The organism is Aeromonas sp. R6-1, from assembly GCF_040908165.1.
Classification (GTDB): Bacteria; Pseudomonadota; Gammaproteobacteria; order Enterobacterales; family Aeromonadaceae; genus Aeromonas; species Aeromonas caviae.
On sequence record NZ_JBFODF010000046.1, the window covers coordinates 100936 to 125365 of the forward strand.

26 protein-coding genes are annotated in these 24430 nt (G+C 61.6%); 2 read left to right on the forward strand and 24 right to left on the reverse strand.

Features of this window, described 5'->3' with window-relative positions; translation table 11 throughout:
• Positions 1–107 precede the first annotated feature (107 nt).
• The 21 genes from AB5Y68_RS15485 to AB5Y68_RS15585 form a co-directional block, all read right to left on the reverse strand.
• Entirely contained in the window at positions 108–338 is a 231-nt protein-coding gene (locus AB5Y68_RS15485; protein ID WP_039038718.1) for a zinc ribbon domain-containing protein, read from the reverse strand.
• Between the two features lie 118 nt (positions 339–456).
• Positions 457–1953, reverse strand: coding sequence for a ribosome biogenesis GTPase Der (gene der / locus AB5Y68_RS15490; RefSeq protein WP_010675045.1), 1497 nt, complete (start codon positions 1951–1953; stop codon positions 457–459).
• Between the two features lie 74 nt (positions 1954–2027).
• On the reverse strand, positions 2028–3212 hold the full coding sequence (bamB, locus tag AB5Y68_RS15495) for an outer membrane protein assembly factor BamB (protein WP_039038719.1): 1185 nt from the start codon (positions 3210–3212) through the stop codon (positions 2028–2030).
• Entirely contained in the window at positions 3205–3855 is a 651-nt protein-coding gene (locus tag AB5Y68_RS15500; protein ID WP_039038720.1) for a tetratricopeptide repeat protein, read from the reverse strand. The genes bamB and AB5Y68_RS15500 overlap by 8 nt, the downstream gene beginning before the upstream one ends.
• Positions 3856–3858: 3 nt before the next feature.
• Positions 3859–5136 carry a histidine--tRNA ligase gene (gene hisS, locus AB5Y68_RS15505; RefSeq protein ID WP_039038721.1) on the reverse strand — a complete coding sequence of 426 codons (1278 nt, stop codon included), beginning with the start codon at positions 5134–5136 and terminating at the stop codon, positions 3859–3861.
• Positions 5137–5274: 138 nt separating this feature from the next.
• Positions 5275–6405 (reverse strand): flavodoxin-dependent (E)-4-hydroxy-3-methylbut-2-enyl-diphosphate synthase, encoded by a 1131-nt coding sequence (ispG, locus tag AB5Y68_RS15510; RefSeq protein WP_010675049.1) that lies wholly within the window; start codon positions 6403–6405, stop codon positions 5275–5277.
• 10 nt (positions 6406–6415) lie between these two features.
• Positions 6416–7336 carry a RodZ domain-containing protein gene (locus AB5Y68_RS15515; RefSeq protein WP_039038722.1) on the reverse strand — a complete coding sequence of 307 codons (921 nt, stop codon included), beginning with the start codon at positions 7334–7336 and terminating at the stop codon, positions 6416–6418.
• Complete coding sequence (tapF, locus tag AB5Y68_RS15520) at positions 7326–8117, reverse strand: PilW family type IVa pilus biogenesis/stability lipoprotein TapF (RefSeq protein ID WP_080768047.1); 792 nt, start codon at positions 8115–8117, stop codon at positions 7326–7328. The genes AB5Y68_RS15515 and tapF overlap by 11 nt, the downstream gene beginning before the upstream one ends.
• A gap of 11 nt (positions 8118–8128) precedes the next feature.
• The gene (locus AB5Y68_RS15525; protein ID WP_039038724.1) at positions 8129–9232 is read right to left on the reverse strand and encodes a bifunctional tRNA (adenosine(37)-C2)-methyltransferase TrmG/ribosomal RNA large subunit methyltransferase RlmN; all 1104 of its coding nucleotides are present in this window, start codon (positions 9230–9232) and stop codon (positions 8129–8131) included.
• 167 nt (positions 9233–9399) lie between these two features.
• Positions 9400–9828, reverse strand: a complete 429-nt coding sequence (ndk, locus tag AB5Y68_RS15530) for a nucleoside-diphosphate kinase (RefSeq protein ID WP_039038725.1) — start codon at positions 9826–9828, stop codon at positions 9400–9402.
• A gap of 277 nt (positions 9829–10105) precedes the next feature.
• Positions 10106–11389, reverse strand: coding sequence for an aminopeptidase PepB (gene pepB, locus AB5Y68_RS15535; RefSeq protein ID WP_039038726.1), 1284 nt, complete (start codon positions 11387–11389; stop codon positions 10106–10108).
• On the reverse strand, positions 11386–12687 hold the full coding sequence (pepB, locus tag AB5Y68_RS15540; RefSeq protein WP_039038727.1) for an aminopeptidase PepB: 1302 nt from the start codon (positions 12685–12687) through the stop codon (positions 11386–11388). The genes pepB (AB5Y68_RS15535) and pepB (AB5Y68_RS15540) overlap by 4 nt, the downstream gene beginning before the upstream one ends.
• Positions 12688–12844: 157 nt before the next feature.
• Positions 12845–13183: an ISC system 2Fe-2S type ferredoxin gene (gene fdx, locus AB5Y68_RS15545; RefSeq protein ID WP_005299781.1), complete on the reverse strand. Its 339-nt coding sequence runs from the start codon at positions 13181–13183 to the stop codon at positions 12845–12847.
• Between the two features lies 1 nt (position 13184).
• Positions 13185–15032, reverse strand: a complete 1848-nt coding sequence (gene hscA, locus AB5Y68_RS15550) for a Fe-S protein assembly chaperone HscA (protein ID WP_039038728.1) — start codon at positions 15030–15032, stop codon at positions 13185–13187.
• Between the two features lie 28 nt (positions 15033–15060).
• Positions 15061–15579, reverse strand: coding sequence for a co-chaperone HscB (gene hscB, locus AB5Y68_RS15555; protein ID WP_039038729.1), 519 nt, complete (start codon positions 15577–15579; stop codon positions 15061–15063).
• A 190-nt stretch (positions 15580–15769) separates the two neighbouring features.
• Positions 15770–16093 carry an iron-sulfur cluster assembly protein IscA gene (gene iscA / locus AB5Y68_RS15560; RefSeq protein ID WP_039038730.1) on the reverse strand — a complete coding sequence of 108 codons (324 nt, stop codon included), beginning with the start codon at positions 16091–16093 and terminating at the stop codon, positions 15770–15772.
• A gap of 15 nt (positions 16094–16108) precedes the next feature.
• On the reverse strand, positions 16109–16492 hold the full coding sequence (gene iscU, locus AB5Y68_RS15565; protein WP_010675059.1) for a Fe-S cluster assembly scaffold IscU: 384 nt from the start codon (positions 16490–16492) through the stop codon (positions 16109–16111).
• Between the two features lie 54 nt (positions 16493–16546).
• A complete protein-coding gene (locus tag AB5Y68_RS15570; RefSeq protein ID WP_010675060.1) occupies positions 16547–17761 on the reverse strand; it encodes an IscS subfamily cysteine desulfurase in 1215 nt (404 codons plus the stop codon).
• A 52-nt stretch (positions 17762–17813) separates the two neighbouring features.
• Positions 17814–18317, reverse strand: a complete 504-nt coding sequence (iscR, locus tag AB5Y68_RS15575; protein ID WP_025327241.1) for a Fe-S cluster assembly transcriptional regulator IscR — start codon at positions 18315–18317, stop codon at positions 17814–17816.
• A 94-nt stretch (positions 18318–18411) separates the two neighbouring features.
• Positions 18412–19137: a tRNA (cytosine(32)/uridine(32)-2'-O)-methyltransferase TrmJ gene (gene trmJ, locus AB5Y68_RS15580; protein WP_039038731.1), complete on the reverse strand. Its 726-nt coding sequence runs from the start codon at positions 19135–19137 to the stop codon at positions 18412–18414.
• Between the two features lie 190 nt (positions 19138–19327).
• Positions 19328–19840, reverse strand: coding sequence for an SCP2 domain-containing protein (locus AB5Y68_RS15585; RefSeq protein ID WP_039038815.1), 513 nt, complete (start codon positions 19838–19840; stop codon positions 19328–19330).
• Between the two features lie 189 nt (positions 19841–20029).
• Here AB5Y68_RS15585 and AB5Y68_RS15590 point away from each other — a divergent pair, with 189 nt between their 5' ends.
• On the forward strand, positions 20030–21025 hold the full coding sequence (locus tag AB5Y68_RS15590) for a peptidase U32 family protein (protein WP_039038732.1): 996 nt from the start codon (positions 20030–20032) through the stop codon (positions 21023–21025).
• 12 nt (positions 21026–21037) lie between these two features.
• Positions 21038–21910, forward strand: a complete 873-nt coding sequence (locus AB5Y68_RS15595; protein ID WP_039038733.1) for a U32 family peptidase — start codon at positions 21038–21040, stop codon at positions 21908–21910.
• Between the two features lie 75 nt (positions 21911–21985).
• On the opposite strand, the gene nlpI is transcribed toward AB5Y68_RS15595, so the two are convergent.
• The 3 genes from nlpI to secF all read right to left on the reverse strand — a co-directional run bounded on the left by nlpI (position 21986) and on the right by secF (position 24425).
• Positions 21986–22918 carry a lipoprotein NlpI gene (gene nlpI, locus AB5Y68_RS15600; protein ID WP_280520777.1) on the reverse strand — a complete coding sequence of 311 codons (933 nt, stop codon included), beginning with the start codon at positions 22916–22918 and terminating at the stop codon, positions 21986–21988.
• Positions 22919–23008: 90 nt separating this feature from the next.
• Positions 23009–23377, reverse strand: a complete 369-nt coding sequence (locus AB5Y68_RS15605) for a rhodanese-like domain-containing protein (protein WP_368207328.1) — start codon at positions 23375–23377, stop codon at positions 23009–23011.
• Positions 23378–23477: 100 nt separating this feature from the next.
• A complete protein-coding gene (secF, locus tag AB5Y68_RS15610; RefSeq protein WP_039038736.1) occupies positions 23478–24425 on the reverse strand; it encodes a protein translocase subunit SecF in 948 nt (315 codons plus the stop codon).
• Positions 24426–24430: the final 5 nt, after the last annotated feature.

Here is a 24430-nt window from a genome sequence, read left to right on the forward strand (position 1 = left end):
CAAGCTCAAGCTGGCCGACATGAAACGCAAGATCTGGCACAGAAACCGCTCCTTCACGCTGCTGATAGCGGAGCACACAGTATAAACCCGGCATCAGCCGGGTTTTTTTATGCCTTGTCAGGCTGCGCCTCAAACAGAACGGTGCGTTTGGAGACCAGGGTGTTGCAGTGGTTGCAAAAATAATCCACCGCGCCGCAAGCCCGAAGCCGCTCCAGCTCCTGCCCGCAGGCAGGACACAGGGCCCGGATGCGATAACGGGCCTGACACTGGCCACACGTCGTCTCGCGGCTGCGGCTGTCCAGTTCGCCCTGACAGGCAGGGCAGGTCAGCGTGTTCATTCTCTTCTCCTCTTTACGTCACTGTGCACCGGCATTACCCGCAGCCCCTCCCCCGGTTTGTCTGCCCTGAGGAGGGCCACCAAGAAAAACGGCTGCCGGTAAGGGCAGCCGCAGGGCTTTATTTCTTCGCTTTGGCCTTGAGCAGGCGCTTGCGCTGGCGCTCCTGGCTCAGGGTCAGGGTGTTCTTCTTGCCCTCGAACGGGTTGACCGACTCCTGGAACTCCACCCGGATCGGGGTACCCATGATCTTCAACGACTTGCGGAAGTAGTTGATGAGGTAGCGCTTGTAGGAGTCCGGCAGGTCGTTCAGCTGGTTGCCGTGGATCACGATGCGCGGCGGGTTGTAACCACCGGCGTGGGCATACTTCAGCTTGACCCGGCGACCATTCACCATGGGCGGCTGGTGATCTTCCTGGGCCATCTGCATGATGCGGGTCAGCATGGCGGTGCTGGTACGGCGGGTCGCGGACTCGTAAGCCTCGTTGATGGATTCGAACAGGTGACCGACGCCGCTGCCGTGCAGGGCGGAGATGAAGTGCACCCGGGCGAAGTCGATGAAGCCCAGACGTCTGTCCAGCTCGTTCTTGACGTCCTCTTTCACCTTCTGATCCAGGCCGTCCCACTTGTTGACCACCAGTACCACGGAGCGGCCGCTGTTGAGCACGAAGCCGAGGATGCTCAAGTCCTGATCCGTGATGGTCTCCCGGGCGTCAATGACCAGCAGGCAGACGTTGGCATCTTCAATCGCCTTGAGCGTCTTGATGACGGAGAACTTCTCCACCGTCTCGTGCACCTTGCCACGGCGACGCACGCCGGCGGTGTCGATGACCACGTATTTCTGATCGTCGCGCTCCATGGGGATGTAGACGGAGTCGCGGGTGGTACCCGGCATGTCGTAGACGATGACCCGATCTTCACCCAGCATACGGTTGGTCAGGGTGGACTTGCCGACGTTGGGACGACCGACGATAGCAAATTTGATGGGCAGGTCGGCGAACGGCGTCTCCTTGGTGTCTTCCCGGGTGTCGAGCTCACCGGCGGCCACCATGCGCAGCAGGGCCTCTTCGTCGAACTCCTCCAGCTCCTCTTCCTCTTGTGCCTCGGTGGCAGAGCCGACCAGGGTCTCGAGGTGGGGGGCCAGGGCCAGCTCCAGCAGGCTCAGTACGCCACGGCCGTGGGCGGCCGCCATCTGGTAGACCTCGCCCAGGGCCAGACCGTAGAACTCGGACACCGCGGAGTCACCGTCGATGCCGTCGGTCTTGTTGGCCACCAGAAACACCTTCTTGTGGGTCTTGCGCAGGTGCTCGGCGATGGCCTGATCCGCCGCGGTGAGACCGGCACGGGCATCCACCATGAAGAGCACCACATCGGCCTCTTCGATGGCCAGCAGGGACTGCTCGGCCATCTTCAGCTCGATCCCCTCCTCGGTGCCATCGATACCGCCGGTATCGACCACGATAAATTCCAGCTCGCCCAGCTTCGCCTGGCCATATTTGCGGTCCCGGGTCAGGCCGGGGAAGTCGGCAACCAGGGCATCCCGGGTACGGGTCAGGCGGTTAAACAGGGTGGATTTCCCCACGTTGGGGCGGCCCACCAGGGCAACTACAGGAGTCATAAAAGCCTCATTCTCAAGACGACAAAGGCTCCGGGTCCGAAGACCAGGAGCCGGATATTCACATTATCGGACGATCAAGGACGCTTGAGGGCGTACAACTTGCCGTCACGGCTCTGCACATACAGGGTGTCCCCCTCCACCAGCGGAGCGGCATAGAGACCACTGCTGTCGAGCTGCTGCATGGCCTTGATGGTCCCGTCGGTACGGTCCAGCCAATACAGGTAACCTTCCACATCGCCGACCACCACATAGTCACCCAGGATGACGGGGGCGGTCACAGTGCGGTTTTCCAGCTGGGTGTTGGACCACAGCTCGAGACCGTTGCGACGATCGACCGCAAACAGATGGCTGCGGCTGTCGGTCAGCACGATGGCATTGCCGGTCACCGCCATGTCGCGATAACCGGAATACTTGCGCTTCCACACTTCGTCACCGCTCATCAGCTTGCGCGCCATCAACTGGCCGTTGTAGGCGATGGCGTAGAGCTCATCACCGGCAATCAGCGGGCTGGCATCGACGTCCACCATCCGATCCAGTTCGGTGGCGCCGCGCGGGTCAGCCACCTTGGATTGACGCACCGGCTGGCCGTTGCTCAGCAGGGCGATGCCCACCTTGCCATCGGCGCGGCCATAGATGACGGCACCGTTGGTGATGATGGGGGCGCCGGCACTGCGCAGGGTCAGGGGCGGCTGCTCTTCGGACAGGGTCCACTGCAGCTTGCCCTCGTCGGTATCGAGCGCCACCAGGCGACCGGAGGTGGTCAGCACCACCACGCGGCCATCCTCGACGGCGGGGCTCGCCACCACTTCCCCCGGCACCGTGGTCTGCCACAGCACTTCGCCGTTGGCCTCGTTCAGGGCGTAGACCACCCCGTTTTCGGACCCGAGGAACAGCTTGCCGTAGCGGGAAACCAGGCCGCCGGAGAGACGGGCACTGCGCTTGTCGGCGTTGATGGGCAGATCTGCCAGATCCACGCTCCACAGCTCCTTGCCGCTCTCGCGCTCGAAGGCGGTCACATCGCCATCGCGGGCCGCTGCATAGATGCGGTCCTCTTCCACCACCGGCTTGAGCTGGGAGTAGAAGTTGCCGATGCCATCCCCAACCGAGGAGGACCATGCCGTATCGGCAGTGAACGCGGACTCGACCTTGGGCAGGGGTGCCATGGGGTTGAGATCTTCTTCCGAACTGAACAGGGAGCAGCCCTGCAAGGCGAAGGAGACAGCCACCCCCAGCGCCATTCGCTTGTACAGATTACGCATCCGGAGCCTCGCCCGCAGTGACGGCTGGCAGCGCCAGATCATCCATTTTCAGCTTGAGTTCGGCGCTGCTCTGCAGGCCGCCGGCATCCGCCGCCGCCTGATAGGCATCGCGCGCTTCTTCAGCCTTGCCCTGCTTTTGCAGGATATCGCCGCGCACTTCCGCCACCTGGGCCTTGAAGGCGTCGTTGTTGATCTTGCCAAGCTGGGCCAGGGCCTCGTCTGCCTTGCCCTGATCGCTCAGGACCCGGGCCAGACGCAGGGCGGCGATGGGCTTGATGCTGTCGTCGCCACTGGCGGCCACCTGGGTCAGCTGCTCGGCAGCCAAATCCAGCTTGCCCGCCTTGACGGCGGCCGCGGCCAGTTGCAAGGCGGCCAGCTCGGCATAGGCGTCACCCTTGTGAGCGGTAATGAAGCTCTTTGCCTGCTCCAGGGCGGCGTCGTCCCCCTTGGCAAGCTGGGCGGTCATCTCGTTGTAAGCCTGGGAGGCGGCTTCCTGGTTGTTCTGCTGCATCTCGTTGTAGTAGCGCCAGCCAAAGAGGCCGACCAGACCGATAACAGTTCCTGCGATCACCGAGGTGCCGTTCTCTTTCCACCAGCTCTTGATGACCTCAACCTGTTGTTCTTCAGTGGTATACACTTCCACAGCTTACTCTCCTTTCGCTGCCAGCAGGGCAATGGCGGCATCGACCGAGACGGTCTGTTGCTCGGCCTGGCCACGCAGATATTTAATGGTGATCTCCCCGCTTTGCACCTCGGTCTCCCCAAGGATCAGGGCAATGGCCGCGCCGCTCTTGTCGGCACGCTTGAGTTGTTTCTTGAAATTGCCGCCGCCGCAGTGGCTCATGAGGCGCAAGTCCGGCAAGGCATCGCGCAGGCGCTCTGCCAGGGCAAAGCCAGCCTGCTCGGTCCCCTCACCCACCATGCAGAGATAGACATCCACCGCCGGGCGGATGTCAGCATTGAGCTCGAGGGTTTCAAGCATCAGCACCAGACGCTCCATGCCCATGGCGAAACCCACCGCCGGGGTCGGCTGGCCACCGAGCTGCTCCACCAGGCCGTCGTAGCGACCACCGGCACAGACGGTGCCCTGGGCCCCCAGGCTGTTGGTCACCCACTCAAACACGGTCAGGTTGTAGTAGTCGAGGCCGCGCACCAGACGCTCGTTCACCTCGAACTGGATGCCGGCCGCCGTGAGCAGGCGCTTGAGCCCTTCGAAGTGAGCCAGGCTCTCTTCGCCCAGGTGGTCGAACAAACGGGGGGCACCTGCCAGGATGGCCTGTACTTTCTCGTCTTTGGAGTCGAGCACCCGCAGGGGGTTGCTGTACATGCGGCGCTGGCTCTCTTCGTCCAGCTCGCTCTTGTACTGTTCCAGATAGGCGACCAGGGCATCGCGATAGGCGGCACGTTCGCTGCTCTGGCCGAGGGTATTGAGCTGCAGAGTCACGTGATCGCTGATGCCGAACAGGCGCCACAGGCGGTGAGTCAGCATGATGAGCTCGGCATCGATGTCCGGCCCGTTGATGCCGAACAGCTCGACCCCGAACTGGTGGAACTGGCGATAACGACCTTTCTGGGGACGCTCGTGACGGAACATGGGGCCCATGTACCACATCCGGCGTTCCTGGTTGTAAAGCAGACCGTGCTCGATGCCGGCACGCACGCAACTGGCGGTCCCTTCCGGACGCAGGCTCAGGCTGTCGCCGTTGCGGTCTTCAAAGGTGTACATCTCTTTTTCGACCACGTCGGTCACTTCACCGATGGCACGCTTGAACAGATGGGTCTGCTCGACGATGGGCATGCGCACTTCGCTGTAGCCATAGCTGGCCACGACCTGGCGCAGGATCTGTTCTACTTTCTGCCATACCGGGCTCTGCTCCGGCAGGCAATCATTCATACCGCGAATAGCTTGGATCTGTTTTGCCACGTTGATACTCGAGAAAAAGAGGTAAAATTTGGCCGCATTATAGGGATTTTCGACCCCGAGGTAAAATCGGGTGCCCGGATGCGGGATGTAAAATCAACAACCTAAAGCCGGGGCCACCCCAGGTGGCCCCGTCATGGTTCAACCTTTGTCCACCTGGATCTGGTTGGCCGGATCCAGCATGGCGGCCCGGGCACGGATGCGACGCTCCAGGGTCGGGATCAAATCCTTGTTGTCGAGCCGGTCGACCCGCTGGCCCCCCTCGTAGAAGGCACTCTTGTTGGCGGCGCCCGCAAGGCCGAGATCGGAAACCAGCGCCTCCCCCGGACCGTTCACCACACAGCCGATGATGGAGACATCCATCGGGGTGATGATGTCTTCGAGCCGCTCTTCCAGGGCGTTGACAGTGCCGATGACGTCGAACTCCTGACGGGAGCAGGAGGGACAGGCGATGAAGTTGATGCCGCGGGAACGGATGCGCAGGGATTTGAGGATGTCAAAGCCCACCTTCACCTCTTCCACCGGATCGGCGGCCAGGGAGATGCGCAGGGTGTCGCCAATCCCTTCGCTCAGCAACATGCCAAGGCCAATGGCGGACTTGACCGCGCCGGCGCGAAAACCGCCCGCTTCCGTGATGCCCAGATGCAGGGGTTGATCGATCTGCTTGGCCAGCAGGCGATAGGCACCGACCGCCAGGAAGACATCGGACGCCTTGACGCTCACCTTGAAGTTCTGGAAGTCGAGGCGATCCAGGTAATCCACGTGGCGCATGGCGGACTCCAGCAGCGCCTCCGGGGTCGGCTCGCCGTATTTCTCCTGGAGATCACGCTCAAGGGAACCGCCGTTGACGCCGATGCGGATGGGGATGTTGTAGTGACGGGCACAATCCACCACCGCACGCACCCGCTCTTCGTTGCCGATGTTGCCCGGGTTGATGCGCAGGCAGTCGGCCCCGTATTCGGCCACTTTGAGGGCGATGCGGTAGTCGAAGTGGATGTCGGCCACGATGGGGATGCGGGTCTGCTGCTTGATGAGCTTGAACGCTTCCGCCGCCTCCATGGTGGGGACGGAGACCCGGACGATGTCGGCGCCGACCCGCTCGATCCGCTGGATCTGCTCGACGGTAGCGGCCACGTCCGTGGTCTTGGTGTTGGTCATGGTCTGTACCGTGATGGGGGCATCGCCCCCAACCGGCACGTTGCCGACCATGATCTGTCTGGATTTGCGACGAACGATGGGTGATTCGTGTGCGGGCTTTTCGTGAACAGACATGGCGGACTGATTACTCCTGCGGCAGTGAGAAGCGGGCAGTCCGGCCGTTGTTGTAACGGCTCATGTCGAAGGACTTGCCCTGATATTCGAGATTGACCGCCATGGGCGCGCCAATGATGAATCTGAGTGGCTCGGGTCCTTCCAGTACCAGTTCGTCGTTCGCCTTCTTCAGACCGCTGAACAGGGTCTTGCCGTTGGCATCCTTGACGTCCAGCCAGCAATCGGCGGTGAAGCTCATCTTGAGCTGGGGCGCCTTGGCGGGCTCTGTGGTCGTGCTCTCGGCAGTCGAGACCGCACCGGAAACGTTCGTCGGGACGGCAGCGCTGGCATCCGTAGCGACCACAGGCAGGGTCGCGGTGGCACCGCTCACCACAACCTGGGTGGACACGGCATCGGACGCTGCGGGCAGCACGGGCTCGGCGACCTCCACGGCGGGGGCAACATTCGCTTCCGGCGTATTGACGGTCGCGCTCATCTCGGTCGCCGCCAGGGCGTCGTCACCGGCAGAGCGGCGCGCCGTGCTCTGCCACCACCAGGCGACGGAGAGCCCGATCAGCACCAGGATCACAAGCCAGGTCACCACCTTGAGCCGGCTGTCATTGGCCTGCTGGCGGGAGCGACGGGAGAAGCTCTGCATGTCGATGTTGTCGGGGGGAGTCAGTCCCAGCTTCTCGTAGGCGGCGAGGATGGTCTCCTCGGGGATGCCCACGAGCTTGGCATATGCTCGCAGATAGCCACGAATGAAGGTATGGGACGTGTGCTTGTCATAGGTATCCGCTTCGATGGCGGCGATCAGGGTCAGACGAAGGTGAATGCGGGACGCAACCTGTTCCCGGGTCCAGCCGAGCTGTTCACGGGCGTTGCGCAGCAGCTGGCCTGGGCCCGCTGCCTGGGAGTCGTCTTGGAAATCGTGTGGCTGTTCAGTAGTCATTGGCTAAGTAACGCTTGGCTTGTTGCGAAGTGGGATATTGCCTTACCAGCTCAGTCCCGAATTGGTGAAGTAATGCCGGTTTGTCCATGGCCTGGGCCAGCCGCAGCCGGAGCCAGAGGCTCTCCTCGTTCTCCTCTGCCACGTCGGCAAAGCGCGCGAGGTAAGACTGGACATCAGGAAGCTTGCCATCTTTCATGGAAAGCTCGGCCATGTCCAGCAATAACCTAGGATTGCGGGGATTATACCCCAAGGCCAGACGATAATACTCGCCAGCCTTGTCATTTCTGTGATTTTGCATCGAGCAGAGCGCCGCATTCTCGTAGGTATCGGCGATCTTCACGTAATCGGGCTGGCTGACGGCCTGCAAGAACGCCTTTTCCGCTTCGTCGAAGCGGCCACGGTTGCAGAGGAAGGCGCCATAGTTGTTCATCGCGTCAGCATTGGACGGATCCATGGCCAGCGCTTTCTTGTAGCTCGCCTCGGCGGCCTTGAAATCCGACACCTGCTGGTAGAAATAGGCAAAACCGATGTAGACCTGAGGATTGTTGGGATCGTACTGAAGGGCGCGGTCGAGATTGAATTTGGCCTGCTCGGCATTGCCCTGGCGCAGATACTGGATACCCAGATCGAGACGAGTCTGGGCGGCGGCCTTGAGGTCGGGGCCCACTTCACGCTGGGTCGAATTCTGGCCAGCGTAAGTGGTCTCTGTGACACAGCCTGGCAGCGCACAGAGCGCTGCCACTACGATCAATGTACGGATATCCATTTCCTGTCTATACAATGGCTTAGGAGTTAAACCATTTTGACGGAAATCCCATCCTGTTGCATCCGATTTTTCATGGTGCGCTTGGTGCGGTCGATCACCTCCCCCACCAGCTGGCCGCAGGCGGCGTCGATGTCGTCACCACGGGTCTTGCGCACGATGACGGTCAAGCCGTATTCCATCAACACCTTGGAGAAACGGTCGATACGGCTGTTGCTCGGCTTGCCAAACGGGTTGCCCGGGAAGGGGTTGAACGGGATCAGGTTGATCTTGCAAGGGGTTTCCTTGAGGACCTTGGCCAGCTCATGGGCATGCTGCATGTCGTCGTTGATGTGATCGAGCAGCACATACTCCACGGTCACCCGGCCGCCGTTGGCGTTGGACTTGGCCAGATAGCGGCGTACCCCGGCAAGGAAGGACTCGATGTTGTACTTGTCGTTGATCGGCATGATCTCGGAGCGAAGCGCATCGTTCGGCGCATGCAGGGAGATGGCCAGGGCAACGTCGATCTGGTCCCCCAGCATGTCCAGCGCCGGCACCACACCGGAGGTGGAGAGAGTGACGCGGCGCTTGGAGATGCTGAAGCCGAAGTCATCCATCATCAGCTTCATGGCCGGTACCACGTTGGCGAGGTTGAGCAGCGGCTCACCCATGCCCATCATCACCACGTTGGTGATGGGGCGCTTGCCACCCACCACTTTGGCGGCACGCCACACCTGGCCGATGATCTCGGAGACTTTCAGGTTGCGGTTGAACCCTTGCTGGGCGGTTGAGCAGAAGGTGCACGCCAGGGCGCAGCCCACCTGGGAGGAGACGCACAGGGTAGCGCGGTCCGCTTCCGGAATGTAGACGGTCTCCACCTCCTGATCGCCCACCTGCAGCGCCCATTTGATGGTGCCATCGGCGGAGCGCTGTTCACGGCTGATCTCGGGGGCTCGGATCTCGGCAATGGCCTTGAGCCGCTCGCGCAGCGCCTTGTTGACGTTGCTCATCTGATCGAAATCATCACAACCGAAGTGATAGATCCACTTCATTATCTGGTCTGCCCGGAACGGCTTCTCGCCCAACTCGACGAAGAAGGCACGCATGGCATCCCGGTCGAGATCCAGCAGGTTGGTTTTTGTTTCGCTCATCAGGGGCCTCAGCTCACACACTTCATAAATTATCGGCTGACCTACGTCAGGGGGCGGCATTGTACAAATAATGGGTCTGGCTTTCCACCTGGAGAATAAGTGGATATTGGCAGGATGACCAAAAAACAAAAGGGAGCCGAAGCTCCCTTGGTCACCAGCAGACAACATCAGCCGCGCGGGCAGATCTCGTCGTCGGAGAAGAAGTAGGCGATTTCACGGGCGGCAGAGGCCGGGGCATCGGAGCCGTGGACGGCGTTGCGATCGATGCTCTCGGCGTAACAGGCGCGCAGGGTGCCGGCCAGCGCCTCTTTCGGGTTGGTGGCGCCCATGATTTCACGGTGACGGCGGATGGCGTCTTCACCTTCCAGCACCTGTACCATGACGGGGCCAGAGGTCATGAAACCGACCAGAGCATCATAAAACGGCTTGCCCTGGTGCTCGGCGTAGAAACCGGCGGCCTGTTCGCTGGTCAGGTGCAGCATCTTGGCGGCAACCACTTTCAGACCGGCGCTTTCGAAGCGGCTGTAAATGGCACCAATCAGGTTCTTGCTGACCGCATCCGGCTTGACGATGGAGAAGGTACGTTCGATAGCCATTGAGTTCTTTCCTTAACTACAGAGTTTTATTGTAGGAATCCATGTTCGGCGGCGATTATACGTAAACAAAAAACGAAATAACACACAAAAAATCAACTTTTTGTTAAACAAAAGAATCCTTGAAACAACATGGTGACTCATCTTGTGCCAGGGCAGAGAGAAAAAATGTGCGCTTGCGCACGATCGGCATGCTAATGCCTCAAAACCGTATCAATTGCTCAGCAAAGCAGCACTGGAAAGGGCACCCTGAGGTGCCCTTGTGATGCCGCTCACTGACTCAGCGCGTCTCCGCCATCAGGGTATGGGCGATGGTGCGCATCCCCAGGGTATTGGCCCCGGGCGCCCACAGACTATCGCCGTTTTCGCTGAAGCAGGCGGCGAGATCGACATGCAGCCACCCTCTTCCCTCATCAGGGACAAAGCGGGAGAGGAAGCCCGCCGCGTTGGAGGCGCCCCCCGGTCCGCCGCCCGGCACGGGGCGGCTGTTGGCGGTGTCGGCATAGTGGGACGGGCACTGCTGGCGATGCCAGGGCTCCAGCGGCAGCGGCCATGCTGGCTCCTGTTCCGCATCCGAATAGGCCATGGCGCGGCTCACCAGCCCCTTGTCGAGGCCAAACAGGGCGTTGTAACGCCCCCCCAGCGCCATCACGGCCGCCCCGGTGAGGGTGGCGGCGTCGATGATGAGCGGCGCACCAGACTCGCCGGCCAGTTGCAAGCCGTCGGCCAGGATCAGACGCCCTTCGGCGTCGGTATTGACCACCTCCACCGTGGTGCCGTTCTTGTAGGTGAGGATGTCACCCAGCTTGTAGGCATGGCCGGATACCAGGTTCTCGGCGCAGCAGAGGATGAGCTTCACCCGCTTGTCGAGGCCACGCAGAATGGCCAGCGCCAGCGCGCCGGTGACGATGGCTGCGCCGCCCATGTCGTGTTTCATGGTCAGCATGCCCTGGGAGGTCTTCATGGAGTAGCCGCCGGAATCGAAGGTGATCCCCTTGCCCACCAGGGCGGCCGCTACCGGCGCCTTGGGATCCTTGCCCGGATTGAAATCCAGCTCCAGCATCACGGGCTCGCGGTCACTGCCACGCCCCACTTGATAGAGACCGACCCAGCCCGCCTGTTGCAGCGCCTCTCCCTTGAGGATGCGATGGCTGATCCGGTCCGGTGCCAGCTCGGTGAGGAAGGCGGCGGCTTCGACCGCCAACTCCAGCGGCCCCAGCTGCTCCGGGGTGGCGTTGGTCATCTCCCGCACCCAGCGCCCGCACAGCCAGCGCGCCTCCAGCTCCTCCCTGTCCTCCTCGGACGAAGTGGCCCACTGCAACCCCACTTCCGCCTTGGGCGTCTGCAGCCCCTGGGCAAAGGCCCACTGCTGCTCCCGCTCCCAGTGGCCAGCCAGGACCACCTGCTGGATCCCCTGGCTGCACAGGCGCCGCGCCGCCTGCTGGATATCCAGCAAGGGAGTGGCGCTCACCAGATGGATCACCATGCCGTCGGCACGGTGGGAGAGCAGTGCCCCCTCCCCCCACTCGGCCGGTGCAAACTCTCGGCTCAACCAGACGTTCATGCGCACACCTCCTGCAACCAGCGGGCAATCGTGCGAAGACCATGGCCCTTGGCACCGGTCGCCCAGAGATCATTGCCCGACTTCTGATAGGAAGCGGCCAGATCCAGGTGCACCCAGCCCTTGCCTTCGTCACGGACAAAGCGCGACAGGAAAGCCGCTGCGGTGGTGGCACCGGCAGTGCCTTCGGCGGACGCCACGTTGCCCAGCTCGGCAAAGGCCGAGGTGAGCTGGCCTGCGTGCCAGGGTTCGAGCGGCAGCGGCCAGGCCTTCTCGTTTTCGGCGTTGGCGGCAGCCAGCGCGCGCACCTGCTCCGGCTCATCGAGGGCAAACACGGCATTGTAGTCGCGGCCCAGCGCGGTCTTGGCGGCGCCGGTCAGGGTGGCAGCGTCGAGGATGTAGGCAGCCCCGCTTTCGCTCGCAGCCAGCAGGCCGTCTGCCAGCACCAGGCGACCTTCCGCGTCGGTATTCTGGATCTCGACCGAGATGCCGTTGCGATAGGTGAGGATGTCGCCGAGCTTGAAGGCGTGGCCGGAGACCAGGTTCTCGGCGCAGCAGAGGATGAGCTTGACCCGCTTGTTCAGGCCACGGCTGATGGCCAGCGCCAGGGCGCCGGTCACCATGGCGGCGCCGCCCATGTCGGACTTCATCGGCAGCATGTTGTCGGAGGACTTCATGGAGTAGCCGCCGGAATCGAAGGTGATCCCCTTGCCCACCAGCGCCGCGACCACGGGGGCGTTGGCATCCCCGGTCGGGTTGTAGTCGAGCTCCAGCAGCACCGGCTCGCGCTCGCTGCCACGGCCCACCGACCAGATCCCGATATGACCCGATTCACGCAAGGCTTCGCCAGCGGTGATGCGGGCGGTCACCTTGTCACCGCCGAGGCTGCGAATGAGCAGCAGAGCGGACTCCGCCAGGCTCATGGGGTAGATGGCTTCCGGGCAGCCGTTGGTCACCTCGCGCACCCAGTGGGTCGCCTTGAGCAAGGCGGCGAGTTCGGCCGCTTCCTGCTCGCTCTGTTCACCAAGATCGAGCTCGCGAACCCCCTTGGCGGCATAGAAGCCCTGGGCAAAGGCGTAACGACGCTCCCCATTCCACCCCTCGCCCACCAGCTTGATGCGCTTGATGCCGCTCGACTCGAGGCGTCTGGCCCCGCGCTGGATGGCGCGCAGCGCCTCCTTCTCCTGGCCAGCGGCCAGATGGAGATGGGCCTCGTCCCCGTTGAAACTGAGCAGGGCACCCTCGCCCCACTGGGCGGCGGCAGCCTGGGACGACAACCTTACGTTCATCATGTCAGCCATGTTCTCTTGCTTCCTTTTTATTGGCACTTTCATCAACGAATAGGGAAATCACGGGCACAAAAAAGGCCGCTCCCTCAAGGGTCACGGCCTTCACCATATCATTACTGCACCATGAGATGCTGCACGCGCAATTCACTCATGTGTAATTAAGGGGTCATCAGTGGCGCTCGGACGCCAGATTCAGGGTGTACTTGGGCAGTTCCACCACCAGATCCTCGTCCGCCAGTCTGGCCTGGCAGCTGAGACGGGATTCCGGCTCCAGCCCCCACGCCTTGTCCAGCATGTCGTCTTCCAGCTCGTCGCTCGGCTCGAGGGAGTCGAACCCTTCCCGCACCACGCAGTGGCAGGTAGTACAAGCACAGGACTTCTCGCAGGCGTGCTCGATCTCGATGCCGTTGCGCAGCGCGATGTCCAGAATGGTTTCACCGGTCGCACCTTCGAGGGCCGCGCCGTCCGGACAGAGCTCGGGATGGGGCAGAATAATCAGTTTTGGCATATCACACCTTGTTGACGTTTTGTCCGGTCAGCACCTTGCGGATGGAGGCATCCATCCGGCGGGCTGCAAATTCGCCACTGGCAGCGTCCGCCGCCTCGATGGCCTCTTTGATCTGGTTGGTGGTGCCCGTGCTGCGCATGGTCAGCAGATGGGCGATGGCGGCATCCAGCTCGGCCCGCTCGGTGGGGCTCAATAAGGCCTCGCCATCGGCGGCCAGGGCGGCGTTGAGACTCTCGACCACCCGGTCGGCCTCGACCTGTTGCTCCGCCAACATGCGGGCGTCCATGTCCTGCTGGGCATTGGCGATGGAGGCGCTCAGCATGTTGAGGATGTCATCTTCCCTCAGCCCGTAGGAGGGCTTGACCTGGATCTCGGCCTGCACGCCGGAGGATTTCTCCATGGCGCTGACCGACAGCAGACCGTCCGCATCCACCTGGAAGGTGACGCGAATGTGGGCGGCGCCGGCCGCCATGGGCGGAATGCCGGTCAGGGTGAAGCGGGCCAGGGAGCGGCAATCCGCCACCAGCTCGCGCTCCCCCTGCACCACGTGGATGGCCATCGCGGTCTGGCCATCCTTGAAGGTGGTGAACTCCTGGGCGCGGGCCACCGGAATGGTGGTATTGCGCGGGATCACCTTCTCGGCGAGGCCGCCCATGGTCTCAAGACCGAGGGAAAGCGGGATGACGTCCAGCAGCAGCATCTCGGCGTCGGGCTTGTTGCCCACCAGGATGTCGGCCTGGATGGCGGCACCGATGGCCACCACCTTGTCAGGGTCAATGCTGGTCAAGGGGGTGCGGCCGAAGAACTCGCCCACCCGCTCGCGCACCAGCGGCACCCGGGTCGAGCCACCGACCATCACCACTTCCAGTACCTCTTCCTGCTCGAGACCCGCATCGCGCAGGGCGCGCCGACAGGCCTGCAGGGTGCGCTTGACCAGGGGCTGGATCAGCTCGTCAAACTGGCTGCGGGTGACGGTACCCTGCCAGCCGGCAAAGGTGCAGGCAACGGCATCGGCATCGGTGAGGCCGTGCTTGATGCTGGCCGCCGCATCCAGCAACTCGCGCTGGGTACGGGCATCGAGCTGACCGGACAACCCGGCTTGCTCTTTGAGCCAGTCCGCCAGCAGATGGTCGAAATCGTCACCACCGAGTGCCGAGTCGCCGCCGGTGGCCATCACCTCAAACACCCCGCGATGCAGGCGCAGGATGGAGATATCGAAGGTTCCGCCACCCAGGTCATAGACGGCGATCACCCCTTCCTGACCGGAGTCGAGGCCATAGGCGATCGCGGCCGCCGTGGGTTCGTTGAGCAACCGCAGCACATGCAGACCGGCCAGTCTGGCCGCGTCCTTGGTGCCCTGACGCTGGGCATCGTCAAAATAGGCGGGCACCGTGATGACCACGCCGTCGAGGTCTCCCCCGAGGGACGCGGCACCGCGCTCGGCCAGTTTTTTCAGGATCTCGGCCGAGACCTGCACCGGATTGACCAGCCCCTGGCGGGTCCGCAACTGAGGCATGCCGTTGTCGGCCGCCACGAATTGATAGGGTTGCTGGCGGGTATCGATGTCGGCCAGCGCCTTGCCCATCATCCGCTTGACCGAGACGATGGTGTTGTGGGGATCGAGGGCCGCCTCACGCTTGGCATCGAAGCCAACCCGGATGGTATCGGCCTGGTAATGGACCACGGAAGGCAGCAGATCACGCCCCTGCTCGTCACAGAGGGTGTCGGCCTGGCCGCTGCGCACGGCGGCGACCAGGGAGTTGGTGGTGCCAAGATCGATGCCGACGGCACGTTTATGCTGGTGAGGCGCGGCGCTCTGGCCTGGCTCGGCAATTTGCAGTAATGCCATGGGTAATCACAATTCCTGCGTTAGAGGGTCAAGACTCGAACAGCGAGTCTTCGAATCGTTCCAGCTCCTCGAGGAGCTTGTCGACAAATTTGAGCTTGCGAACGCAATCCGCCGCCTGCAGATCCTCACCCCTGGTGAGATAGTCGGTCAGCCGTTGCATCAACGCCTGGTGATCATGCCTGATCTCCTGGCGAAAATCCTTGATGGCCCCCTCAGGGTCGGCGTCGCCCTTGAGATCAGCCAGCCGCTCTCGCCACTCCAGCTGTTGCATCAGAAAGGCAGGATCTTGCAGTGTCTGCTGCTCGCCGCGAATATCGGTGCCCCGCAAGGAGAGCAGGTACTCGGCTCGGCGCAAGGGGGACTTGAGGGTGGTAAACGCATCGTTGATCTGGGCAGCACGCTGCACTGCAGCCAGCTGCTCCCGCTCGGGGGCAGTCGCAAAACGATCGGGATGGAACTGGGTCTGCAGCTGACGATAGGTGTCAGCCAGTTGGCGAGTATCGAGCTCGAAGCCCTCAGCCAGCCCGAACAGCTCGAAATGATTCATCCTTCGTCCTCAGACAATAGCGCTGGGAGTGCAACCACACTCGTCTTGAACTTGAAAGCAGCGGCATGGACTGGCGTCCACACCACTGTGTTGATGAGCAAGGTGTTGATCACAAGAAACTCGCCGCAACAGGGCTCACCCTTGGGGCTGCGAGGCGTTGCAAACATGGGCGATCGGTCAATCGAACCACTTACACGCTGAAGCTTTCGCCACAACCACATTCGCCCTTGGCATTCGGGTTGTTGAACTGGAAGCCCTCGTTGAGGCCTTCCTTCACGAAGTCCAGCTCGGTGCCATCCAGGTGGATCAGGCTCTTGGCATCCACGATGATCTTGACGCCTTTCTGCTCGAACACCTGATCCTCGGCAGCCAGCTCATCCACGAACTCGAGCACATAGGCAAGGCCAGAACAGCCGGTCGTCTTGACGCCGAGGCGCAGGCCGATGCCCTTGCCCCGGTTGTTCATGAAGGAGGAAACCCGCGCCGCTGCGGCATCTGTCATGGTTATGGCCATACTGCTCTCCAGACCTTAAAGACCTTTCTTCTGCTTGTAATCGGCGATGGCGGCCTTGATGGCATCCTCCGCCAGAATGGAGCAGTGGATCTTCACCGGCGGCAGCGCCAGCTCTTCGGCGATGTCGGTGTTCTTGATACCGGCCGCTTCGTCCAGGGTCTTGCCCTTGACCCATTCGGTCACCAGGGAGCTGGAGGCGATGGCGGAACCACAGCCGTAGGTCTTGAACTTGGCATCTTCGATGATGCCATCGTCGCTGATCTTCAGTTGCAGCTTCATGACGTCACCACAGGCCGGTGCACCGACCATGCCGGTGGCGACGCTGGGATCGTTCTTGTCAAAACCACCGACGTTGCGGGGATTCTCGTAGTGGTCGATTACTTTTTCACTGTAAGCCATATCTAACTCCTGCTAATTCCGTTGTTCACCAAACCCTTGCCATGCTGGCAAGGATCAGTGATGTGCCCATTCGACCGTGTTCAGATCGACGCCATCCTTGAACATCTCCCACAGGGGGGACATCTCGCGCAGACGACCGATGGAGTCGCAGATGAGCTTGATTGCGTAGTCGATCTCTTCTTCGGTGGTGAAGCGACCGATGCTGAAACGGATGGAGCTGTGTGCCAGCTCGTCGTTCAGGCCCAGGGCGCGCAGCACGTAGGAAGGTTCCAGGCTGGCCGAGGTACAGGCAGAACCGGAAGAGACCGCCAGATCCTTCAGTGCCATGATGAGGGATTCCCCTTCCACATAGGCGAAGCTGACGTTCAGGTTGCCCGGTACACGCTGGTCCAGATCCCCGTTGATATAGACTTCTTCGATGTTCTTAATGCCATCCCACAGACGCTGGCGCAGGGCCATGATGTGCTGGCTCTCACTCGCCATCTCTTCCTTGGCGATGCGGAAGGCTTCACCCATGCCGACGATCTGGTGGGTTGCCAGGGTGCCGGAGCGCATGCCGCGCTCGTGACCACCGCCGTGCATCTGGGCTTCCAGACGAACACGAGGCTTGCGGCGCACATACAGGGCGCCAATGCCTTTCGGGCCGTATACCTTGTGGGCGGACATGGAGAGCAGATCAACCTTGAGTGCTTCCACGTCGACCGGGATCTTGCCCACGCTCTGGACGGCGTCCACGTGCAGCAGGATCTTGCGGGAACGGCACAGCTCGCCGATGGCAGCGATGTCTTGCACCACCCCGATCTCGTTGTTGGCGTGCATGATGCTGACCAGGATGGTGTCATCACGCAGGGCGCCTTCGATCTGCTCAAGAGTGAACAGGCCGTTGGGCATGGGCTCGAGGTAGGTCACCTCATAGCCTTCACGCTCCAGTTGGCGGCAGGTATCCAGCACGGCTTTGTGCTCGGTCTTGGAGGTGACGATGTGCTTGCCCTTGCCGGCGTAGAAATGGGCAATGCCCTTGATGGCCAGGTTGTTGGACTCGGTCGCACCGGAGGTAAAGACGATCTCGCGCGGGTCCGCGCCGATCAGCTCTGCCACTTGATTACGGGCCAGATCCACCGCCTCTTCGGCCTGCCAGCCGAAACGGTGGGAACGGGAGGCTGGGTTGCCGAACAGGCCGTCCATGGTGAGGCACTGCATCATTTTTTCTGCGACACGCGGGTCCACCGGACAGGTTGCCGAATAATCAAGGTAAATAGGCAGTTTCATCTTTTTCTCCGTTACGACGGGGTCACACAGCGACTCGTCGTGGAAAGCACGTTTATAGTTGGACTTTCAAGCTCACATCACCGCGTTCGGCCCGATCAACCAGGGACAACACGGTCTTCATTTGTTCATCTTGCTTGCCGGCGATACGGCGCACATCGGCCTGACCAACCAGCTCGGCCAAGGTGATATCCCCCAGGAAGCTGGAGATTCGTTCGCTCAGATCCCGCCACAAGGAGTGGGTCAGGCACTGGGTACCACCGTGGCAGCCCCCTTTGCCGAGGCACTTGGTCGCATCGACCGATTCATCGACCGCGGTGATCACCTGACCGACCGAGATCTCGCCAGGGGCCAGACCGAGGCGATAACCGCCACCGGGGCCACGTACGCTGCTCACCAGACCATGCTTGCGCAGACGGGCAAACAGTTGTTCCAGATAGGACAAGGAGATGCCCTGGCGCTCTGAAATATCAGCCAGGGGCACGGGCCCCTGCTCTGCATGCAACGCCACGTCGAGCATGGCTGTCACCGCGTAACGTCCTTTTGAGGTCAGTCTCATATGCCTTACCGTCTTGCGAACCAATCAATATGTGGCATATGGTCACATACCCGACTAAATCAGTCAAGTATATGCTTGAGTAAATCAGTCGGGATTAATCCTGTGCCCTGGACTTCTGGACAGAGGTGAGAATGCCCCGCAAGATGTTCAACTCCACCGCTTCGGGTCTGGCCCGATTGAATAGACGACGCAGCTTGCTCATCACATGGCCTGGGTGGTCATCGGCAATGAATCCCGTCTTTTGCAACGTCTGCTCCAGATGCTGATAAAACCCTTCCAGTTGCTGGGCGCTGGGGTACTCGACCCGCTCATCCTCCGGCTCCTGGTTCTGTACTTCCAGCCAGCGCATCCGCACCTCGTAACAAAGGGTCTGCACTGCCATGGCCAGATTGAGGGAGCTGTATTCTGGATTGGCGGGAATGGCCACATGGAAGTGGCATTTTTGCAGTTCGTCATTGGTGAGGCCGGTACGTTCACGGCCAAACACCAACGCGACCGGGTGCTTCATGCCCTCGGCAACCAGCTTCTCGCCCGCTTCACGGGGATCCAGCATGGGCCAGCTCAAGGTGCGGGAACGGGCACTGGTGCCGATGACCAGACCACAGTCGGCAATGGCTTCATCCAGGGTCGGCACGATTCGGGCGCGAGCCAGGATATCGCTGGCCCCCGCCGCCAGGGCGACGGCCTCCTCATCCGGCTGGGCCTGGGGATCGACCAGCACCAGTTGAGTCAGTCCCATGGTCTTCATGGCCCGCGCCGCGGATCCCATGTTGCCGGTGTGAGAGGTGTTTACCAACACGATACGAATCTGATCCAACATGCCCAGTCAATCTTCAGTCAAAAATGGCGCGCAATTGTAACATAACCAATCGCTATTTTGGCACCGCTTCCGACCAGGCATTTCTGCACAAACAGACAGATGACGCCTCCCCACCCAGCGTGGTCACGCTGACAGTGGGGTACTGCGGCTCAAGTTCACCTGTTCCGCAGCACTCGGGCAAGAAAACGGCTCAGCTCATTGTCGCGGCAGTGGGCACGTGCGTCTCGCGGGCCCGCTCGATAAAGGTCGCCAGATCCATCAGGGGGTATTTCATCAATCCCAGCCCGTCCAGATCCAGGCTGTCCATCAGATTTTTCACCTCCAGGCCCAACTCTGTATCCCCCTCTATCTTCAGCCGGCGCTGGAAGAAGAGGGAATCCGGGTCTTCACGGCGCCCGGCGATCAGAACAAGATCCTGGCTATTGCCGCTGAAACAGACATCGGCGTGCTCACACTCCCTCGCCACTACCAATTTGCCCTCCTGCTCGCTGATAAACCAGCATAACCCCAGATCGCTGACTTCCACTTTCAGCCACTTGCCCGCAAGAAACGCAAATTCCCCCTCTTCGATGGCCTCCCGGAATACCCTGCCCAGCAGGGCCTCCATCAGGTTTTGTTGCAGCGGGAAGGGCACCAGCTTGAGGGGGTGGCGCAAGAGACGGGGTGCCTGTTCGACCAGGCGACGTTGCAGATGTTGAAACACGATAAACTCCCAGTTTTTTGCGCATTCAAGCACAGCCCCTTCGGCAAGATCCTGTTGAAAATCAAACTTGTGCCCACTTACCTCAAGAAGGGTAAAGCCACCTAAAGCTGCCTCAGGTCAAAAAGCGGGAGGGCAAGCATGCATACAATCGGGCCACTTTTGCATTTTTGCCCTCTCGGAGCGTACCCGATGGAATTACTCTGCCCGGCAGGCAGCCTGCCGGCACTGAAGACAGCCGTGGATAACGGGGCCGATGCGGTCTACATCGGCTTCAAGGATGACACCAATGCCCGCCACTTCGCCGGGCTCAACTTCACCGACAGCAAGCTGGAAAGAGCGGTTGACTATGTCCACCAGCATGGCCGCAAGCTGCACATCGCCATCAATACCTTTGCCCACCCGGGCTCCGATGCCCGCTGGAAGCAGGCCGTGGACAAAGGGGTGGCGCTCGGTGCCGATGCCCTGATCATCGCCGATCTCGCCGTGCTCGATTATGCAAGCCGTCGTCATCCCGACATGGAGCTGCATGTCTCGGTCCAGGCCAGCGCCACCAACGCCGCAGCCATCCGCTTCTACCAGCAGCACTTCAACGTCGGCCGGGTGGTGCTGCCGCGGGTGCTCTCCATGCATCAGGTCAGGCAGCTGGCCCGCGAGACTGACGTCGGCCTCGAGGTGTTCGCCTTCGGCAGCCTCTGCATCATGGCGGAGGGGCGCTGCTACCTCTCCTCCTACATGACCGGCGAGAGCCCCAACACCGTCGGCGCCTGCTCACCGGCCAAGTTCGTGCGCTGGGAAGAGACCCCGAGCGGCCTCGAATCCCGACTCAACGAGGTGCTGATCGATCGTTACGGCCCGGGGGAAAACGCCGGCTACCCGACCCTGTGCAAGGGGCGCTTCGAGGTGGATGGCCAGACCTATCACGCGCTGGAGGAGCCCACCAGCCTCAACACCCTCGGCCTCCTGCCCGAGCTGTTCCAGACCGGCATCCAGTCAGTCAAGATCGAGGGGCGCCAGCGCAGCCCCGCCTATGTGGAGCAGGTGACCCGGGTCTGGCGCGCCGCCATCGATGTCTATCAGGCCAACCCCGAGGCCTATCAGGTCAAGGCTGAGTGGGATGCCCAGCTCGCCCGCGTCTCCGAGGGGAGCCAGACCACCCTCGGTGCCTATCATCGCCAGTGGCAATAAGGAGCCCTGTTCATGAAATTCTCTCTCGGCCCCCTGCTCTTCTACTGGCCCAAGGCCGACACCCAGGCCTTCTATCAGGCGGCCGCCGCCAGCCAGGCCGACATCGTCTATCTGGGGGAAACCGTCTGCAGCAAGCGGCGTGAACTGAAAGTGGATGACTGGATTGCCCTCGCCCGTCAGGTGGCGGGCTCCGGCAAGCAGGCGGTGCTCTCCACGCTGGCGCTGATCTCTGCCCCCTCCGAGCTAAAGGAGGTCAAGCGACTGGTCGACAACGGCGAGCTGATGATCGAGGCCAACGATCTGGGGGCCGTCCAGCTCGCCAGTGAAGCCGGGCTGCCGTTCGTCTGCGGCCCCGCCATCAACGCCTACAACGCCGACGTGCTGCGCATGCTGCTTAAACAGGGGATGCAGCGCTGGGTGATGCCGGTGGAGCTCTCCCGCGACTGGCTGATGCAGCTCAATCAGGATCTGGGCAGGGAGCGCCAGCAATTCGAGGTGGAGGTGTTCGCCTATGGTCATCTGCCGCTCGCCTACTCGGCACGCTGCTTCACCGCCCGCTCCCTCGACCGGCCCAAGGACAACTGCGAACTGGCCTGCATCCACTACCCCACCGGGCGACTTGCCAGCAGTCGCGAAGGGCAGAAGGTGTTCAACCTCAACGGCATCCAGACCCAGTCCGGTTACTGCTACAACCTGGGTAACGAGCTCAAGGGGATGGAGGGCCTGGTGGATGTGGTGCGCCTATCGCCCGAAGGCATGGAGACCCTGACGATGCTGGAGCGCTTCAAGGCCAACGAACAGGGGATGGCCCCCCTGCCCTTGCTGCAGGAGCGGGACTGCAACGGTTACTGGCGCCAGATCCCCGGCATGAGCCTGGTGGAGTAGCAGTACACCCCGTGTCACCAGACAGCAAAAAGGCCTCGTCAAGAGGCCTTTTTCATGGGGATCAAACCCGTTTAGTCACGCTTTGCCGCTCTTGCCCTGGGCTCCGGGTGGCTGGGGCTTGCGCGCCATCAGTTCCAGCTCCAGCAAGGCATAGCGATGCTCGATGAAGTCATAGACGTTGTTGGCCAGCGCCAGCTTGAAGTAGCTGATGGCTTCCTTGCGGTTACCCTTGGCCAGCTCGAACTTGCCGAGGTAGAAGTAGGTCTCGCACAGGCGCTCGGCGAGCTCCCTGTTGTCCTTGACCCCTTTCACCACGTTGCTCATCAACTGGGTGGCATTGATGTCGCCCGTATAGAGGCGCACCAGATCCCAGTTCCAGGCGTCGTCGTCATACTTGTTGAGCCGCTCGCGCATCCGGCTCATGGCCGCCGGTCCGTTGAGCTTCTGCTCGGCCAGATAGAGCCAGATCACCCGATAAGGGTCTTCTGGTTGCGCCTCGTAGAAGCGCTTCATATCCGCCGCGGCAAGCTCGGGGCGATTGCCGTAATAGAGCGCGATTCCCCGGTTGAGATAGGCGTAGTCGTAATCCGGGGCGAGCTCCAGGGCGGAGTCGAACGCCTCATAGGCCTCGTCGTAGTTCTGCTGTTGAACCAGATAGACACCGATGAAGTTGTAGGCCTCGGCAAAATCCGGCTTCTCCCGCAGGGCGCGGTTGAAGTCGAGTCGCGCCAGGGAACGCAAGCCCACCCGGTCAAACACCACGGCACGCTCATAGAAGAGTTCTGCCCGCTGTTCGGTCGTCAATTCCATTTCACTGAGCATCTGCCCGAGTCGCGCCAACGCCAACTCGCTCTGGTAGGAGACCTGCAAGGGGGTCGCCAATACCAGTGAAGCGGGTTGCGGCTTGGGAACTTGAGGCGCTTTTACCTGACTGCTACTGCTGCAACCCCACAAGGGGAGCAACAACAGGATACCCGTGAGGTATCCAATCCCTATCCTGACGTTCAATGAACACTCCGACGCTTACGCTTGACCCCGCATATGGTAAAGATCACGGGGCCGTTTGTCATGTGGCGCAGCCCCTCTCCCTCAAATAAATCAGGATTCGACAGGGTATCCGGCATCGCTCCAGCTGCGAAAGCCTCCATCGACGCTGACGACCCGGGAATAACCCATCTTCTGCAGGTTATCCGCCACCAGGATGGAGCGAAATCCCCCACCACAATAGAGGTAGAGTTCGGTGTCGGGATCCGGATACCGGGTCTCGATGTCACGCTCTATCACCCCGCGCCCGAGATAGGTGGCCCCCGGCAGATGGCCCCTGGCCCACTCGCTCTCTTCGCGCACGTCGATCAGATGAAATGCTCGGCCCTCATCCTGCCAGCGCTTGATCTGATGCACATCGGTTTCCTGCACCTGCGGGCGGATGGCCTCTACCAGGGCCAGAAAACGGGGATTGTGTTGCATGGGCTTGCTCCTTGCTTTGGGTAATGGATGCTGGGTTGTGGGGAGCATCATGACTCACCCCGGCTACAAGAGAAAGGGCGCCTTGCGGCGCCCTTGTCTGTTACGGCAGGATCTCTTGCTGATCCGCGCCCTCTTTTTCCACCTGGGTCGGCAGCATGTGCTCCCGCTTGATCCCGAGGAACATGGCTGAGGCGCTCGCCACATAGATGGAGGAGTAGGTCCCGAAGGCCACCCCGATCACCATGGCGATGGAGAAACCGTGGATCAGAGGCCCGCCTTTGAGCAGCAGCGCCACTACCACCACGAAGGTCAACCCCGAGGTGATGATGGTCCGGCTCAGGGTCTCGGTCATGGAGAGATCCATGATCTCCGCGGTGTCCCCACGGCGTACCTTGCGGAAATTCTCCCGCACCCGGTCGAACACGACGATGGTGTCGTTCAGGGAGTACCCCACCAGCGTCATCAGCGCCGCCAGCACGGTCAGGTCGAACTCGTACTGGAAGTAGGCGAAGATGCCGAGGGTGATGATCACGTCGTGAGCCAGGGAGAGGATGCCCCCCGTGGCCAGACGCCACTCGAAGCGCACCGCCACGTAGATCAGGATACAGAGGATGGAGGCCAGCATGGCCAGGGCACCGTCGGTGGCCAGCTCGTCACCCACGGAGGGACCGACGAACTCGACACGCTTGAGCACGGCGCTCTCGTCCACCAGCTTGGCGGCCGCCAGGACCTCGTTGCCCTGCTGCTCGACCTTGACGCCCTCTTGCGGGGCCATGCGCACCAGCACATCACGGCTGGAGCCGAAGAACTGCAGGGTCGCCCCGTCAATCTTCTGCTGATCCAGCGCCTCGTGCATCTTGTCCAAGCTCACCGACTGCTGGAACCCCACCTCGATGGTGGTACCGCCGGTGAAGTCCAGCCCCCAGTTCAGGCCACGATCGTACAGAACGTAGAGGGCGAGCACCGTCACCAGAGCAGAGAGGACCATACCCAGCTTGGCGAAACGCATGAAGGGGATGGGCTTTTCAAAATGTAGAATTTGAAACATGTCTC